11 protein-coding genes are annotated in these 17,533 nt (G+C 68.2%); all 11 read right to left on the bottom strand.

The genetic code is table 11. The features are described 5' to 3' along the window. Positions 1 to 6 precede the first annotated feature (6 nt). The gene (locus FBZ90_RS08805) at positions 7 to 951 is read right to left on the bottom strand and encodes a response regulator (protein WP_246130228.1); all 945 of its coding nucleotides are present in this window, start codon (positions 949 to 951) and stop codon (positions 7 to 9) included. Beyond that, positions 944 to 4,396, bottom strand: a complete 3,453-nt coding sequence (locus FBZ90_RS08810; protein WP_145731076.1) for a hybrid sensor histidine kinase/response regulator — start codon at positions 4,394 to 4,396, stop codon at positions 944 to 946. Before FBZ90_RS08810 ends, FBZ90_RS08805 begins: the two co-directional genes overlap by 8 nt. 180 nt (positions 4,397 to 4,576) lie before the next feature. After that, entirely contained in the window at positions 4,577 to 5,746 is a 1,170-nt protein-coding gene (locus FBZ90_RS08815) for an OprO/OprP family phosphate-selective porin (protein ID WP_246130229.1), read from the bottom strand. A 366-nt stretch (positions 5,747 to 6,112) separates the two neighbouring features. Beyond that, positions 6,113 to 7,477: a sensor histidine kinase gene (locus tag FBZ90_RS08820; RefSeq protein ID WP_145731078.1), complete on the bottom strand. Its 1,365-nt coding sequence runs from the start codon at positions 7,475 to 7,477 to the stop codon at positions 6,113 to 6,115. Next, the gene (locus FBZ90_RS08825) at positions 7,474 to 8,148 is read right to left on the bottom strand and encodes a response regulator (protein ID WP_145731081.1); all 675 of its coding nucleotides are present in this window, start codon (positions 8,146 to 8,148) and stop codon (positions 7,474 to 7,476) included. The genes FBZ90_RS08820 and FBZ90_RS08825 overlap by 4 nt, the downstream gene beginning before the upstream one ends. Before the next feature lie 4 nt (positions 8,149 to 8,152). Beyond that, positions 8,153 to 8,506 carry a DUF3240 family protein gene (locus FBZ90_RS08830; RefSeq protein WP_145731083.1) on the bottom strand — a complete coding sequence of 118 codons (354 nt, stop codon included), beginning with the start codon at positions 8,504 to 8,506 and terminating at the stop codon, positions 8,153 to 8,155. Next, entirely contained in the window at positions 8,503 to 11,580 is a 3,078-nt protein-coding gene (locus FBZ90_RS08835) for an efflux RND transporter permease subunit (RefSeq protein ID WP_145731085.1), read from the bottom strand. Before FBZ90_RS08835 ends, FBZ90_RS08830 begins: the two co-directional genes overlap by 4 nt. Then, a complete protein-coding gene (locus FBZ90_RS08840) occupies positions 11,577 to 12,713 on the bottom strand; it encodes an efflux RND transporter periplasmic adaptor subunit (RefSeq protein ID WP_145731087.1) in 1,137 nt (378 codons plus the stop codon). The genes FBZ90_RS08835 and FBZ90_RS08840 overlap by 4 nt, the downstream gene beginning before the upstream one ends. Then, positions 12,710 to 13,963: a TolC family protein gene (locus FBZ90_RS08845; RefSeq protein ID WP_145731089.1), complete on the bottom strand. Its 1,254-nt coding sequence runs from the start codon at positions 13,961 to 13,963 to the stop codon at positions 12,710 to 12,712. Before FBZ90_RS08845 ends, FBZ90_RS08840 begins: the two co-directional genes overlap by 4 nt. 181 nt (positions 13,964 to 14,144) lie before the next feature. Then, complete coding sequence (locus tag FBZ90_RS08850) at positions 14,145 to 15,581, bottom strand: efflux transporter outer membrane subunit (RefSeq protein ID WP_145731090.1); 1,437 nt, start codon at positions 15,579 to 15,581, stop codon at positions 14,145 to 14,147. Beyond that, positions 15,581 to 17,524: a MacB family efflux pump subunit gene (locus FBZ90_RS08855; RefSeq protein ID WP_145731092.1), complete on the bottom strand. Its 1,944-nt coding sequence runs from the start codon at positions 17,522 to 17,524 to the stop codon at positions 15,581 to 15,583. Before FBZ90_RS08855 ends, FBZ90_RS08850 begins: the two co-directional genes overlap by 1 nt. Between the last annotated feature and the right edge of the window lie 9 nt (positions 17,525 to 17,533).

Consider the following 17,533-nt stretch of genomic DNA (forward strand, 5'->3'; position numbering starts at 1 on the left):
GGACCTCTATCCCGCCATCACCCTTACCGCCACGGCCGCCGCTGATGCCCGGTTCTCCACCCCCAGCTTCACGAACACCTGTTCCAGGTGCTTGTTCACCGTGCGGGGGCTGATGCCCAGGATGTCGCTGATGTCGCGGTTGGATTTGCCGTGGGCGATCCACACCAGCACTTCGGCCTCACGCGCCGTCAGGCCCAGGGCCTGTTGCAGGGCGCGTTCCGCGCGGCCGGCGCCAGTCTCGCTGATGCGGAACAGGAACTCGTCGGGTTCCGTCTGGCTGAGGTAGGCGACCTCCAGCCGGCGGGTATCGTTCGCGTCAGGGCCGTCGATCAGGATGGCCGGCGCGCTGTCACGGCGCAGCTGGGCCAGACGCTCCGCCACCGCCGGGGGCAGGCGGTTGGGGGTGTTCCCGCCGGACCCATCATCGGGGAAGAAGACCGCCAGCAGGCGCTGGGCCTGGGGCGTGCACCAGCGCAGGGTGCCGCGGGCGTCGGTCGCCAGCAGATAGCGGCCGGTGGTGTCCAGAGCCACCTGGGCGCCATAGGCCACGCGGGCGTTGGCCAGGTGCACGCGGATGCGGGCCATCAGCTCATCCACCACGATGGGCTTGGTGACATAGTCGACGCCGCCGGCCTGCAGGCCCTGCACCACATGCTCCGTCTCACTGAGGCCGGTCATGAAGATGACGGGCAGGTGGGCCAGGGCCTGATCGCGCTTCAGCTGGCGGCAGGTCTCGAACCCGTCCAGACCGGGCATGACGGCGTCCATCAGCACCAGGTCCGGCGTCACCTGCTCCAGCAGCGCAAGGGCGCTTTCGCCGTCCGTTGCCACCAGCACGGTCAGGCCCGCCTGATCCAGGGCGTCGGTCAGGAAGCCCAGGGTTTCCGGCGTGTCGTCCACCACCAGCACGGTGTCCCGGCGACCGGGAGTGGCCTGGAGGGCATCAGTCATGGCCATGCTCCACCCGGTCCTGTCCATCACCTGTACTGCCATCACTCCCTCCCGTCTGCGTCCGTGCCGCCTCCAGCACCGCCATATAGCGCTTCAGGTCAAAGGCGCGCACCAGAGTGCGCAGCTGGGCGGCGAAGGCGGCGGTGGCCACGTCCTCCGTCTCCAGCTCGCGCAGCTTGGCCTCGATGCCGCGCACATGGCCGATGCGGCCCAGCTGCCACAGCGCTTCCAGATGCGGCTGGGCCAGGGCCGGCAGAACATCGGGGGGCGCGGCGGGCGCGGGTGCTGCGGCCGGGGCGTACAGCCACTCCAGGCCCAGCAGCGCGCCGATGCGTTCCAGCAGCACGTCCATGTCCACCGGCTTGATGACGAAGGCGTCGTGCGCGGCACTGCCGCCATCCTCCCCGCCTGTGGCGGCGCGGCCGGGGGTGTAGTCGTGGGCGTTGGCCGAGACCATCATGATCTTCAGACGCGGCAGGTCGAGGTCGCGCAGGGCCGCCGCCGCCTCCCACCCCGTCATGTGGGGCATGGAGATGTCCAGCAAGGCCAGGTCCGGCCGGCACTCCCGCGCCAGGTCCACGCATTCCCGCCCGTCGCGGGCGTCGAACAGCAGGAAGTCCAGCGGCCGCAGCAGGTTCTGGATCAGGGCCAGATGGTCGGGGTCGTCGTCGGCCACCAGCACCCGCAGGCGCGGGCCTGCATAGCCGTGGATGGTCCGGGCCGCCGGCGGGTCGTCCGGGCCGGACTGCGCCTCCGACAACAGCAGGCGCACGGTGAAGGTGCTGCCCTGCCCCGGCGTGCTGGCGACGGCGATCTCCCCACCCATGATGCGGGTCAGCAGGCGGGTGATGGTCAGGCCCAGGCCGGTGCCGGGTACGGCGCGGGCGTTGGCCATCCGCCCCCGCTCGAACGGTTCGAAGATGCGCTCCCTGTCCTCGGGCAGGATGCCGAAACCGGTGTCCGACACCTCGAACTCCGCCACCTGGCTGCGATAGCGCACGCGCAGGGTGGCATGGCCCTGGACCGTGTATTTCAGGGCGTTGGACAGCAGGTTGATCAGGATCTGGCGCAGGCGCTTCTGGTCGGTATGAACGAAGGCCGGCAGGTAGGCCGGACGGTCGTAATGGAACTGGATGCCCTTGGCGGCGGCCTGCAGGCGGAACATGTCCACGATCTGGTCCAGGAACTCCACCAGCCGCACCTTGTCGCGGGTCAGGCGCAACAGGCCGCTTTCGATCTTGCTGATGTCCAGCAGGCCGTCCACCAGGTTGGACAGGTGTTCCGCGCTGCGGCGGATGACGCGCACCCCGTCGGGGTTGCGGATGCTGGCGTCGCGTTCCAGCAACTGGGCATAGCCGAAGATGGCATTCAGCGGCGTGCGGATCTCATGACTGATGCCGATGATATAGCGGCTCTTGGCCACGTTGGCCGCCTCCGCCACCTCCTTGGCCTTCTGCAGGGCGGCGTCGGTGCGCTCATGCGCCTCGATCTCCTCCATCAGCATGCCGGTCTGGCGCGCCGTCTCCTCCTCCGCCACGCGGCGGCTTTCCAGGGCCAGCACCAGCAGCCAGGCGGCGACGCCGGAGACGATCAGCAGGGCGAAGAAGACGATCCATAGGGTGGTGGCGACCACGCCGCGCACCTCCGGTACGGCAGCGCCATATTGCATGCCGATGAAGGACAGCAGGCCGCCGTTGACCAGGGTGAAGACCGCCATCACCCCCAGGAAACGGGCGGTACGGGTGCGCACGCCGCCCGCCATGCGGCTGGGCAGCAGGGCCTCCATCAGACGGGCCAGCTGGTCGGTGATGCGGCTCTCTTTCTTGCACAGATCGTGGCAGCGGCTTTCCAGCGTACAGCACAGGGAACAGATGGCCCCGGCATAGGCGGGGCAATGGGCCATGTCCCGCCGCTCGAACACGTTCTCGCAGATGACGCAGCGGACCTCCGCCGCGTCGGCGGGCAGGTCGGTGTCGGGCCGCGCCAGGTAAAAGCGGCCCCGGGTGGCCTTGGCGATCAGGGGGGCGGTGACGAAGGCCACGCCCAGGCCGATGAACGGCGCCATGGCGTGGGGCAAGGGCCCCAGCAGCGGCCCGAAGGCGCCCAGCGAGGCGAGGGTGGAGGCCACGACCGACAGGGCCATGGCGCCCACGCCCACCGGGTTGATGTCGTAGAGGTGGGCGCGCTTGAACTCGATGCCCGGCGGGCTCAGGCCCAGGGGCTTGTTGACCACCAGGTCGGCGGTCAGCGCCCCGATCCAGCCGGCGGCGAAGTTGGCATACAGGCCCAGGATGCCGCCGATCACCCGGAAGATGCCCAGCTCCATCAACATCAGGGCCAGGATGACGTTGAACACCAGCCAGACGACGCGGCCGGGATGGCTGTGCGTCAGGCGGGAGAAGAAGTTGGACCAGGCGATGGACCCGGCATAGGCGTTGGTGACGTTGATCTTGATCTGGCAGACGACGACGAAGATGCCGGTCAGCACCAGGGCGGCCGTAGGCGATGACAGCATCTCCTGGAAGGCGATGTAGAACACCTCCGTCGGCTGGGTCGATTGTTCCGCCGAGAGGCCGTGGCGCAAGGCCACCACCGCCAGGAAGGACCCGGCCAGCAGCTTCAGACCGCCCATGGCGACCCAGCCCGGCCCGGTGGTGATCAGCGCCGCCCACCAGGCCCAGCGTCCGGTCTTGCGCAGGGTGGGCAGGAAACGCAGATAGTCCGCCTGCTCCCCGATCTGGGGCAGCAGGGACAGCAGCATGCTGGCCGCCATGCTGAACAGCAGCGGGTCGATATGGCCGTCGGCATGGCCCAACGCGCCGGGAAAGTCCCGCCAGGCCGCCAAATCCGCGCCGTGGTTCAGCGCCAGATAGGCCAGAGGCGCCAGTTGCAGCAGCAGCCAGAGGGGCTGGGTCAGCAGCTGCATGCGGCTGATCAGGCGGATGCCATAGACGGCGATGGGGATGACGACCAGGGAACTGACGATGTGGGCCAGCCACAGCGGGATGCCCAGCGCCATCTGCAGCGCGGCCGACATGATGCTGGCCTCGATGGAGAACAGCAGGAAGGTGAAGCTGGCGTAGATCAGGGAGGTGAGCGTGGACCCCAGATAGCCGAAGCCGGCGCCGCGGGTCAGCAGGTCGATGTCCACACCATAGCGGGCGGCGTAATAGGTGATGGGCAAGCCCACCAGGAACATCAGGACGGCGACGGCCAGGATGGCGGCACTGGCGTTGGCATAGCCGTAGGTCAGGGTGGCGCTGCCGCCGATGGCCTCGCAGGCCAGGAAACTGATGGCGCCGAAGGCGGTGTTGGCCACGCGGAACGACGACCAGCGCCGTGCCCGCGTGGCAGTGAAGCGCAGGGCGTAATCCTCCAGCGTCTGGCTGGCGGCCAGCTGGTTGTACTGCCGCCGTTCCCTGACGATCCGCTGCCGCGCGCTCATGCCCCCGCCGTCCCGCCCATCATGGCCACACTCCCTCCCCGCTCCCCGCCCCATGGCAAGCCCGGAAGTGTGGACGATGGGGTGGCCAAATCAAGGACCAGGGTAGCGGGCCGCCGCCCGCCACCGTAGGGGGCGTTTGACGTATGGCGCCTTGGGCTGGGAGGCCGGCGGCCGCCGCCGTCAGAACTGAACCTGAAGACCCAGGACGACGGCGTTGCCGGACGGCTTGCCCGTGGTGTCGGTGATGACATAGTCGGCGCTGACGCGGGCATTGTGGCCGGAGATGACGTAGTTCAGGCCCACATCCGTCTGGCTGGTGGAAATGCCGGTGAGATCGGCGTCGAAATGCTGATAGCGCACCGTGGGCTGCACCTGGCCCCAGCCCAGCTTGGCCGGAAACAGGAAGGCGCCGCTGACCAGATAGGCCTTGCCCTGGACCAATCCACCCACGTTGTCGAAGGCGCCGGCCCCGCCGAATCCGGGGGCGACATCGGCCACGCCGCCGGTGTCGTACTGGTAGTAGGCCCCTTCCAGCGTCACCACGCCCAAGCCGTCCAGCTTCTTCTCAAACAGGCCGTCCACGTTCCAAGCGCCATAGTCGCCGTGCCGACCCACGGTGCCGACGCCATCCTTCTGATACTGGCCGGCGAAGGCCAGGGTCAGCACGTCGACGGACCCGTAATAGGTGCTGCTGGTGTAGTAGCCCGGATCGGGCTCGGCATCGAGGAAGTTATAGGCGACGCGGCCGGCGTACAGCAGGTTGTCGGACTGGTTGCTGGCGCCGCTGATCCGGTTGTGTCCTTCGAACGCGCCGACGGAATAGACCAGTTTCTTGTCCAACAGCTTGCCCCAGACCGTGGCGCCGTCGTCCCGGCCGGCGAACTTGGCCGGATATTGCGACACCGTGCCCGGGTAGTTCCAGGTGCTGAGGTAATAGGGGCCGTCCAGGTTGGCGCGGTCGCTGGGCGGCAGCATGCGACCCACCCACAGATTGACGCCATCCATCGGCTCAAGCTGGGCATAGCCGTCCAGCACCTCGACATGGCCATTGCCGTCACGTTCGGTGTTGAAGGTGGCCTTGATGATCGGTGTCAGTTGGCCGCTGATGTACAGGCGCACACTGTCCAGGTTGAAATCGGCGGAACGGGATTTGCCGTCGGGCGCCCCATCCTCCACGCTGGTGAAACTGGCGCGCAAACCCAGCCCCACGGTGATGGATTTGTCGCCGTCGGCGATGGTCTCACCCGCCCAGGCGGAACCGGCGGCCGGCAGAACCAACGCCGTGGCCAACAGCCCGGTCCGCAAGGTCAACGTCGCCCGTTCCCGCGGACCCTTGATAATCCCCATCATGATGCCACTCCCCGTCCCGTTCGATGATATTTCCCGGGCTTCAGGCCCCGGTATCGGTTTCGGGGGAATGGTGGGGGCGTCGGTATGAAATCCTAATACGTCAAATTGCGTATACTTTGCTTGCTGACACCCGAATATTGTTCAAATCAAGGGAGTGGATTTTGACCTTCGCCTTGGAGTCCGACAGGGCAACGCCGACGAAGAAAATCTCTATCGGCGGCCTTGGTTAGATACCAACATGAAATCTTAGTTTTCGGCCCTCTTCCGATTGAAGCCCTTGCTCCAATCCCGCTCCATTCATTCGCAGGTTCAAATGCCTGGCCCGCAACTGTCTTGACAGGCTGTGGAGGGGGACCCGAGTGCGGCCTACGCCCAGGTCTCATGACTGAAGATCAGGGCAAAGACGGCACCCCCGCCAGGCGCGTCCTCTATCTCCACCCTGCCGCCATGGCGGCGCATGACCTCGGCCACGATGGACAGGCCGAGCCCGGCCCCCGGCAGGGTGCGCCGCGCTGGGGCCCGCCAAAAGCGGCTGAAGACATGGGCCCGCTGGTCCGCCGGCACGCCGGGCCCATGGTCCCGAACCCGCACGATACCGGGTACGGTGGCATCGACCTCCACCATCGTGCCGGCCGGCGTGTGGTCCAGCGCGTTTTCCATCAAATTGCGCAGGGCGGAATAAATGTCGTGGGGGTAACCCGCCACCCGGTTCGGCCCCTGCTCCCGCAGATCGAACGACCGCCCCGTCTCGATCGCCGCCGGCGCCAGCGAGGCCGCGGCCTCCGCCGCCAGGTCGGCCAAATCCACATCCGACTGCGGTGCGCCGACGGCACCCTCTTCCAGCCTGGCAACGTCCAGCAATTGCTGCACGACCCGCGTCATGCGATCAACGTCCACCAGCAGGCCGGGAACCCAGGGCTGGCCCCGGTACCGGTCCAGGTTCGCGCGCAGGACGGCCAGCGGGGTGCGCAGTTCATGCGCGGCGTCGGCGGTGAAGCGCTGCTGCTCCCGCAGGCCTTGGGCCAGGCGATCGATGGCACCGTTCACCGCCTGCAGCAGAGGAATCACCTCCTTGGGCATACGGCGCAGGGGCAGACGCACCTCCAGATTGGTGGGCGAGATGCGTGCCGCCAGTTCCGACGCCTGCACCAGCGGTTTAAGGCCCGATCGGATCGTCTGCGCGGTCAGCCCCAGGAACAGCAGGACGAACAGCGGGATTGCCCAGCCACCCTGGTTGACGATGGCCGTCAGCAGGCTGTCCTCCAGCACGTTGTGATGGCTGGGCCCCTGCGCCACCTGCACCCAGTAATTCCGTCCACCAATCGACATCGGCTGGCTGGCACCATAGAAGATGCGTCCCTGCTTGGTCATCTGGAACAACCGGGCTTCGCGCGCCGGCGACAGGGCGACCAAGGGGGCGGAGACGCCGTCGGACGCCACCACCACCCGGCCGTCCGCGTCCAGCAGCACGTAGATGAACTCACCGCGCGAACCGCGATAGCTGTCTTCCAGCGCCGGCGGCAGCCGTACCGTAACCGTACCGTCGGCTGCGACGGCGGCGTGGTGCGCGATGTCCGCCGCCTGGCCCTGCAGGCTGCGGTCGCGCAAGCTGTCGACGGTGTTCTGAAACAACAGCACCAGCGCGGCGCTGCCCAGCACGGTCAGCGCCAGGGTCAGGGCCAGCACGCGCGAAATCAGTTGCCATTGCAGGGACGGGGCAGGCCGGGTCATTTTTCCTCGGACAGCATATAGCCGATGCCGCGCAACGTGTGCACGCGGACGGTGGCGCCCTCCGCCTCCAGCTTGCGGCGCAGGCGCGAGATATGCACCTCGATGGAATTGGAGGCGACGGAGTCGTCGAAGCCGTAGACCTTTTCCTCCAGCACCCGTTTGGGCACGACGCGGCCCGCCCGGCGCAGCAGGGTTTCCAGGACCGCCAGTTCGCGCCGTGACAGATCCAGCGGCCGGTTTTCCATCGCGCATTCCATGGCCAGGGTGTCGAAGCGCAAATTGCCCAGGGTCAACACTGCACCCAGCGCGCCGCCGGGCCGCCGCAGCAGGGCCTTTGCCCGGGCCACCAGTTCCTCCGTGGCGCAAGGCTTCAACACATAGTCGTCCGCCCCGCGGTTCAGGCCGCTCACCCGGTCGGCCAGCGCCCCTCGCGCCGTCAGCACCAGGATGGGTAGCATCTCCCCCCGTGCCCGCAGGCGGGCCAGCAGGTCCATGCCGTCGCCGTCCGGCAGGCCCAGATCCAGGATCAGCAGGTCGTAGGGCACGGTGTCCAGCGCGGCTTCCGCGTCCCCCGCCTCGGCCACCGTGTCGACGACGAAGCCGGCCTCCGCCAGCCCTTGGGCCAGAAACTCAGCCAGACGGGTGTCATCCTCCACCAGCAGCAGCCGCATGGCCTCATGCCCCCATCGCGCCTGGCCCGGCCGCCATCAGGGGCTGGCCCTGCAACGCCTGGATGGACAGGCCGGCACGGCCCAGGTGGTGGCGCAGGCGGCCGACCACCGCCTGGACGTCGCCCCGCACCTCGACCACGGCCCGCAGGCCGGGGCGTGAGCCTACCACCCGGTCACGCGGCGTGGGTAGGGACAGGTCGCGCCCGTAGAGCCGCACCGCTGAAATGCTGAAGCGGTCAACCAATCCCCCGGCATCCAGCAGCACATCAACCATGCCCGCCTCGAATTCCGCATAACATTCGATCAGCAGAATATGGACGGCTTCGGGGGCAACGGAAGGGAAAGACGGGCTTGTCATGGCGTGACCCTCCTCGGGCGGGGCAGCCCGAACCGTTGGTAAAGCGCCGGCAGGACCAGCAGCGTCAGGACCGTGGAGCTGACCAGCCCGCCCACGACCACGATGGCCAGGGGGCGTTGCACCTCGGACCCCGGGCCAGTCTGGAACAGCAGCGGAAGCAGGCCGAAGGCGGCAATGGTGGCCGTCATCAGCACGGGGCGCAAGCGCCGCTGGGCCCCCTGCAGCACCGCCTCGACAATGGGCACACCCCGAGCCAGCAGCTGGTTGAAGCAGGCCACCAGCACCACGCCGTTCAGCACGGCGATGCCCAGCAGCGCGATGAAGCCGACCGACGCCGGCACCGACAGGTATTCCCCGCTGAGCCACAGCGAAATGATCCCGCCCACCAGGGCGAAGGGCACGTTGCCCAGCACCAGCAGGGCCTGGCGCGCCGTGCCGAAGGTCCCGTACAGGATGACGAAGATCACCACCAGGCAGCAAGGGATGACGATGGCCAGGCGGGCCGCGGCCCGCTGCTGGTTCTCGAACTGGCCGCCCCAGGCCAGCTCGTACCCGGCCGGCACGCTCACCTTGGCGGCGATGGCGGCGCGGGCGTCCGCGACATATCCCACCAGATCCCGGCCGCGGACGTTGGCGCGCACCACTGATTGGCGTCGTGCCTCCTCCCGGCTCAGCAGCACGGGGCCGTCCACCCGCTCCACGCGTCCCACGGCCGACAGCGGGATCAGGCGGCCGTCCGGCATGGGCAAGGTCAGGTTGGCGAACACCTGCGGCGCACGCGCCAGATCGGCGGGACCGCGGATCAGGATGGGCGTGCGGCGGTTTCCCCGCACGACCGATCCGGCCTGGGTGCCCTCAAGCTGACTGCGCAACGCCTCCTCCACCGTATCGACCGTCAGGCCCAACCGCCCGATGGCCAGTGGGTCCAGGCGCAAGGTCAGGTATTGCATGCCCTCGTTCAGGGTGGTCAGCACATCCTCACTGCCGGTCAGTTCCTTCAGCACGGCGGCGACATCGGCCGCCAGGCGGTTCAGGGTGGCGATGTCCGCGCCCTTGATCTTGACCACCAGGTCCCCCCGGCTGCCGCTGACCATCTCCTGCACCCGCATGTCGATGGGTTGGGTGAAGCCGAAGGAGATGCCGGGGATGTCGGCGGTGGCCAGGCGCAGCTGGTCCAACAGCCAGGCCTTGTCCTTACGGCGCCACTGGTCCTGGGGCTTCAGGGTCAGGAAGTTGTCGGCCTCGTTGAGGCCCATGGGATCCAGCCCCAGCTCGTCCGAACCAACACGGGAGACGATGCCCGCCACCTCCGGCACCTGCTCCATGATCCGGCGCTGGATAAGGGTGTCCAGCGCGGTGGAGGCCGCCAGGCTGACGGTGGGCAGCTTTTCCGTCTGCATGACGATGGTGCCTTCGTCCATGGTCGGCATGAAGGTCTTGCCCACCAGGGGGAAGACGGCCAGGGCCGCGGCCAGCGCAACGCCGGCGCCGATGAACACCCGGACCGGGCGGGCCAGCGCCCCCCGGATCAGGGGGGCGTACAGCCGGCCGGCGTGGCGGATCAGCCACGGCTCGCCCGCATGTCCCGGCTTCAGGATCAGCGACGACAGCACCGGCACCGCCGTCAGGGACAGCAGCAGCGAGGCGCCCAGCGCGAACATGATGGCCAGGGCCACCGGCCGGAACAGCTTGCCTTCCAGACCCTCCAGCGACAGCAGGGGCAGGAAGACGACGACGATGATGCTGACGCCGGCCACGACCGGTGTTGTCACCTCGGCCATGGACCGGTAGATGACGGTCAAAGGCGACATCGGACGGCCGTGGGCGTGGTTCAGCCGCTCCACCGCGTTTTCCACCACCACGACCGCGCCGTCGACCAGCAGGCCGATGGCGATGGCCAGGCCGCCCAGGCTCATCAGGTTGGCCGTCAACCCCACCGCCCGCATCAGCAGGAAGGTTGCAAGCGCCGACAGGGGCAGTGTCAGGCTGACCACCAGCGCCGCCCGCCATTCCCCCAGGAACAGGATCAGCAGGACCAGCACCAGGGCCACGGCGATCAGTAGCGCCTCGGTCACCGTGCCCACGGCATGGTCCACCAGCTCGCCGCGGTCATAGAACACGGTCAGGGATATGCCCTGGGGCAGCTGGGATTTCAGCTCCGCCAGCCGCTGGCGCACCCCTTCCACCACGGCCTGGGCGTTGCTGCCGCGCAGGCCCAGCACCAGGCCCTCCACCGTCTCGCCCTTGCCGCTGCGGGTCACGGCGCCATAGCGGGTCAGACCGCCGTCGCGGACCTGGGCGACGTCACCCACCCGGACCGGCGTGCCGCCGGGCGTGGCGATGACGATGGCGCGCAGGTCGTCCAGGCTACGCAGGCTTCCCTCGCTGCGGACCAGCAGCGCCTCCTCCCCATCCGCCAGGCGGCCGGCGCCATCGTTGCGGTTGTTGGCGGCGATGGCGGACTTCAGCGTATCCAGCGACACGCCGCGTGCGCCCAAGGCCACCAGGTCCGGCACCACCTCGAAGGTCTCGACGAAACCGCCCAGGGAATTGACGTCGGCCACGCCCGGAACGGTGCGCAGGGCCGGGCGGATGACCCAGTCCAGCAGGCTGCGCTTTTCCGCGAGGCTGGCTGGCCCCTCAATGGTGAACATCACCATCTCGCCCAGCGGAGTGGTGATGGGGGCCAGACCGCCCTGCACCCCGGGAGGCAGCATGTCGCGTACCCCTTGCAGGCGCTCCGCCACCTGGTTGCGGGCCCAATAAATGTCCGTGCTGTCGTCGAACACCACGGTGATGCTGGTCAGCCCGTATTTGGTGGTGGAGCGTAGGGCCTGCTTACCCGGCAGCCCCAGCAGTTCCACCTCGATGGGGGCGGTGATGCGGCTCTCCACCTCCTCCGGTGTCATGCCCGGCGCCTTCAGCACGATGTTGACCTGCACCGGCGATACGTCGGGAAAGGCGTCGATGGGCAGCCCGCGCGCCGCGAACAGGCCGGCGCCCGCCAGCAGCACGATCAGGATCAGCACCAGCAGGCGCTGCGACAGCGAGAATTCGATGAGGCGGGCGATCATTCCTGCCCCCCCAAGCCAGCCTGCATGCCCTTCAGCACGACGGTACCGCGGACGACCACGGCGCTGTCGGCGGCAAGACCGCGCCCTTGCACCACCACGGTGTCCGCCGTTTCCGACAGGACCGCGATGGGGGCTGCTTCCACCTTGTCTCCGCGGCGAATGAACACCGTCGGCCGCCCCGCCACCCGCACCACGGCATCGTGCGGCAGGGACCAGGCGGTTCCCACCCCCGTTGACAGGAAAGAGGCGGCGGTCATCAGGCCGGGCCGCAGGCGCCCCGCCCGGTTGTCCACCAGGACGCGCACAGTCACGGTCTGGCTGGCGGGGTCGGCATGGTGGCCGATTGATTCCACGGTAGCATCCTCGGGGGCGTCGGCCAGGCGCACCTTGTCTTTCTCGTGAAGGGTGGCGGCAACGGCCGCCGGCACCTGCACCTCCAGCAACAGGGACGACAGCCTGGCCAGCGTGTACAGCGGCACGCTGCTGTCGATGCGCTGCCCGGGGAAGGCGCCATGGTCCAGGATCATTCCGCCCTCGGGCGCCCGAACGGCCATTCCGTCCGTCACCTTGCGGCTGCGCTTCAGGGTCTCCACCTCGGCCGCGGTCAGGCCCAGTGCCAGCAGCGCTTGGCGGCGTTCCTGCAATTGGGCGTCAGCCTGCGCGGCGGCGCTGCGGCTGGCCTGCTGCCGGCGCTCGGCGATGATACCCTCAGCCACCAGATCGGCGTCGCGCTGCGCCTCGCGCTGGGCCAGCGCCGCGGCATCCAGCGCCATCAGATAGTCCCGCTGGGCCTGGGCCATATCGGGGCTATGCATGCGGGCGAGCAGGGCGCCCTTCGCCACCGCGTCGTTCACCTCACCCACCAGTTCATCAACAATGCCCGGCACCGGCGTGGCGACAATGGTCTTGTAATGCTCGAACACGTCCAGCCGCGCCGGATAGGTGGGACTGGCCACATCGGGGGCGGGTTGTGGCGCCCTGGTTTCGACGCCGGCGGCCTTGGCCTGCGTGTCGGTCAGGGTCAGCGCCGCCGGGTTCGCCTGCTGCGGCGCCTGAGCATGGGCGGCGCCGGCCAACCAGGTGAACGCCAGCAGGGCGGGCCCGGTAAACCGGGGCAACGGGCTACGGGTCATGGAAGAACTCCTCGGGCCTGCAGAAGGTCGGACTGGGCGCGTCCCAGCCGCATCTCCGCTTCGGCCAGGGCGATGTTGGCATCGTTCAAGGATTGCTGGGCGCGCACCATCTCGCTGGTGGCGGCCTCGCCCAGCGCGCGGGCGCGCTGCATCTTGCCGGCGCGATCGGCGGCGGCGGCTTGGCGCTGGGTCTCGGCGGCCATTTGTGCCCGGGCATGGGTAAGGGCGGCCTGGGCCTGGCGCACGCCGGCCGTCACCGTCCGCTCCGCCATCACCCTTTCCGCCGTCGCCTGGCGCAGGTCGGCCTCCGCCGTGCGAGTTCGCGCCGTGTAGGATGGGCCGCTGAAGGGCACGGTGACCTGCAGGCCGACATAATCGCTGGGTGGGCCCCCGAACGTATCGCGGTTATGGCGATAGATGACACCCACCTCCGGGTGCTCGCGGTCGGCGATGCGTGAGACGCTGGCCATCTCCTGCGCCAGCCTTTCGCCGGCCCGGGCGACCTCCAGCCGGGGGTCGCTGCCCGCCGTCTCCTCGGCATCGGCTTCGGCCAGGTCACCGACGATGTCGCCATTGTCGGTCAATGCCGCCAGCGCCTCGCGGGCCAGCGCAGTGACACCGCGCCTGGCCTCCAGGTTCGCGGCGGCATTGGCTCGCTCCGCCTGCAGCAGCGACAGATCCAGGCGGGCTGCCCCGCCCCGCGCCACCTCGCGCTCCATGTCCGCCTCCAGCCGCATGGCCAGATCCAGCCGGTCCTGGGCCAGCGCCTCCAGCCTACGGGCCAGCGCCAGATCCCAGGCGGCGGTGCGGACGGCGCCCGCCACGGTCAGGGCCTGCCGCTGGGCTGTGCTGCTGGCCACCTGGCGTTCCGCGTCCGCCTTGCGGGCAAGGGCGCCGGATTCCCCCGGCAGCCAGATGGGCAGGGCCAGCTGCACTTCCGCTTCCTGCCAGCCGCGGTTGCGGGCTACGCGGTCGGTCAAGTTGTAGGCCTGGACCCGGGGTGGCACGGGGAACAGGCCATCGGCGTGGTTCTGGCTGGCATCGGCCGCCGCCAGCCGAGCGCCCAGCGCCTGCTGCGTCGGGTCACGCTCCAGCGCCTGGAGGAACAGGGCGTGGATGCTACCCGCCGTCGGTGCCGGGTCGGGCGTCGCGGCGAAGGCCGGGGCCAAGCCCAGGCCTGCGGCAAGCGCTGCGCAGGCCAGGACGGCACGGCGCCGGCAGGCGATTGGAAAGGAAGGAGAACGTGGCATGACCGCTCGCTGAGGGAAAGGCGATGCCGCTCTCTAACTGGCCAACCTTAAGGCAAGCTGAAGCTTAAGCGATCACGGTTTCACGTCCTTGCCCAGGCGCCGCCGAATATGCCGGCGGGCGGAGGCGATCAGTTCCCGTAGCGCGTGCCGGTCTGGATGACACCGGGATAATCTCGATTTCTCACGGTGCATCCCGCCGATGCCACCACCCTCCCCCCAAGGCAACATAGAGGGCGGCCGTGTCGGAGAACCTGGACGCCATCGCGCTCAGGCGGGCGATGGTGGCGCTTTGATATTGCTCTTCGGCGTTGAGAAGGTCCGCGTAGCCGATCTTGCCATACTGGTACTGGACTTCCGATATTTCCAGGCTCTGGCGCGCCCGTTCCTCCTGCCGGGTCGTGATCGACAGGTTCTGGGCGTCGGCTTCAATCGCCGCCAGGACGTCACAGACATTTTGCAGGGCGCTGAGAACGGTCTGCCGATAGGCCGCCGCCGCCGCGTCATAGGCCGCCCTGCTGGCGTCCTCGCGCGCCGCCAGGGCGCCGCCATCGAACAGGGTCTGGGTCACGCTGGCCCCCAGACCGATGACGCCGCCGGAAAACAGGGTCTGAAGCGCGCCCGAATTCGTCGACAGCGCCGCCGTCAGGCCGATATTCGGGAGCCGGGCGGCCACGGCCACGCCGATCGCCGCCGACGCCTGGTGCAACGCCGCTTCGGCTTGGCGGATGTCGGGCCTCCGCTCCGTTAGCGTGGCCGGCACGCTGCAAGGCAAGTCCGTCGGCAGCGTCAGGCCGGAAAGCGTGAGGCCGCCGCCGGCGAAGGTGGCGGGATCGTCACCCAGATAGACCGCCAGCAAATGGCGTATCTGCGCGCTCTGGGTCCGGAGCGTCGTCAGCGCGGCCTCCGTGCCCAACAGCACGCTTTCCTGCGTCAGCACATTCGCGGGCGATTCCGCGCCGCTTTGCTCCCGTATCCGAATGATCTCCAGTTGCTTGGCCTGGCGCGCCCGGATTTCCTCCTCCGCCGCACTCTCGGCGGAGAGCAGCGCCTCCTGGAACGCCGTGGTGACGACGTTGGACGTAAGGGTCAGGTAGGTGCCTTCGACGGAGAAGCGCTGCAGGTCCAGCGCCGCCTGCTGCATTTCAATCATTCTGCGGACCCCGCCGAAGACGTCCACGGTATAGGATGCCCCAACGGACGCGCCGTACTGCGACGCCGTCGACGCATATTGTCCCGTCGTCCTGCTCTTGCTCGCCGAAACGGTCAAACTGGCGGCGGGCAGCAGGCCCGCCCTGGCGGCGACAAGGTTGGCGCTCGCCGAACGGAGCGTCGCCTGGGCCGCCTCCAGCGTCGGGCTTCCCGCGATGGCCTGGGCGATCAGGGCGTCCAGCTTCCGGTCATGGTATAGCGTCCACCAGTCGCCCTGGATGTCGTCGGTGACGCCAAATCCCTGGGCGGCACCGGCAGGCCCCTCCGAAGCGGCGGTACGATCCGCATGCGGCGCCGGCGCATATCCGTCCGACCGGGGCTTCACGAAATCGGGGCCCACGACGCATCCCGCCAAGGTGGCGGCGAGGGCCAGGGGGAACAGTCTGAGCAGTTTCAGGGCGGCGGCCATCAGCTTTTCCCCAGGGCGTCAACGGGATTGAGCCGGGCGGCGTTGCGCGCCGGGACGAATCCGAAAATGAGGCCGATGCTGGTTGAGCTGGCGAAGGCGATCAGCATGGTCACCGGCGAGATCACCATGGCCGTGGCCGGGGCGGCCTTCGCCAGCACCTCACCGATACCGATCGCGCTCAGGACACCCAGCACGCCGCCGATCAGGCACACGAAGACGGCCTCCAGCAGGAATTGGCTCAGGATATCGCTTTGACGTGCGCCAACGGCCAGGCGCACGCCGATTTCCTGCGTGCGCTCCGTCACCGAAACCAGGGTGATGTTCATGACCCCGATGCCGCCGACGATGAGGGAGATCACCGCGATCATCGACGTCAGCAGGGTCATGGTGTGGTTGGCGCCCTCGATCGACCTGCGGATCAGATCGATATTGTAGGTGTGGAAATCCTTCCGTCCGTGCAGCAGCGTCAGGAGTTTGGTTACGGCCTGCTCCACAACCTCGGTCGTGTAGCCAGCCTTGGGCCGAACCGTGATGCCATCCAGCCGGGCTGAGCCCGTCAGCCTGCCGGAAACGACGGTATAGGGCGCCCAGACATTCAGGTCGCCCAGTTGGATGGAACCCAGATTATCCTGATCGGCGACGCCGATGATCCGGCAGGGCACCATGCCCACCAAAATGATTTGGCCGAGGGGATCCGTCCCAGGACCGAAGAACTTGTCGCGGACTTTGGAGTCTATAACGATCACGGGCGCGAGTTGAGAAACCGCGTCGTCGTCAAAAACCGTCCCGGAAGACAGCTGGACCCCGTGGACCCGAAAATATTGGCTCCCCACGCCACTGATGCTGGCGTTCGCGGTCAGGTTTCCAAAGCGCAGCGTGCCCTTGCCGATAACGATGGGGGTAACGCTGTCGATATAATCGTGGCGGCCCAACGCGGCGACATCGCTTGCCTTCAAGGTCGCGACGGCACCGGCCCGCATGTCGCCCCAGCCAGCCCCCGGATAGATATTGAGGGTGTTGGTTCCCAGGGTGCTGATGTTGGCGATGACCCGCAGGCGGGCGCCTTCGCCCAGCGCCGCCACGGTCACCACAGCCGCGGTGCCGATGATGATGCCCAGCATGGTCAGCAGCGTGCGGAGGCGGTGGGCATTCAGCGACGCCAGCGCCATCCGGGCCGCTTCCAGATGGCGCCACAGGCCGATCCAGCCGGATGATCGGGGGCGGGATGAATCTTGCCGGCCCTCATCCTGGATCGCCCGCCGGCCGGAATCCGCGATGATGAAGCCGTCGCGGATCTCGATGATCCTGTCGGCATGCTGGGCCACCGTCATGTCGTGCGTGACGATGATGACCGTGTGCCCCTTCGCGTGCAGTTCCTTCAGGGCCTGCAACACCTGCTCACCGGTATTCTGGTCCAGCGCGCCAGTGGGTTCGTCGGCCAAAATGACAGGCCCGCCGTTCATCAGCGCCCGCGCGATGCTGACCCGCTGTTGCTGACCACCGGAGAGTTGATGGGGCCTGTGATCGGCCCTGTCCTTCAGCCCAAGCCTTCCCAGCAGCAGTTCCGCCCGGCGCAACCGGTCGCGGCGCGGCAGGCCGTCGTAAATGGCCGGCATGGAGACGTTATCGACCGCCGTCAGGCTGGACAGCAGGTTGTAATGCTGGAACACGAAGCCGACCCGCTCCCGGCGCAGGCGCGCCAGATCATCGGACGACAGCGCGCCCGTTTCCTGGCCCGCCACCCTGTAGCTGCCGGACGTGGGGCGATCCAGGCAGCCCAGGATATTGAGCAGCGTGGACTTCCCGGAACCGGAGGCGCCAACGATGGCAACCATTTCACCCGGTTCTATCGTCAAGGAGACGTTCCGCAGCGCGGCGATGGTATTCGGCCCGGAGATGTACTCCCGGGTCACGCGCGTCAGTTCGAGCCGCGTGTCGTTCATCGCGGCCCC

Source organism: Nitrospirillum pindoramense (assembly GCF_007827955.1).
Lineage (GTDB): Bacteria > Pseudomonadota > Alphaproteobacteria > Azospirillales > Azospirillaceae > Nitrospirillum > Nitrospirillum amazonense_B.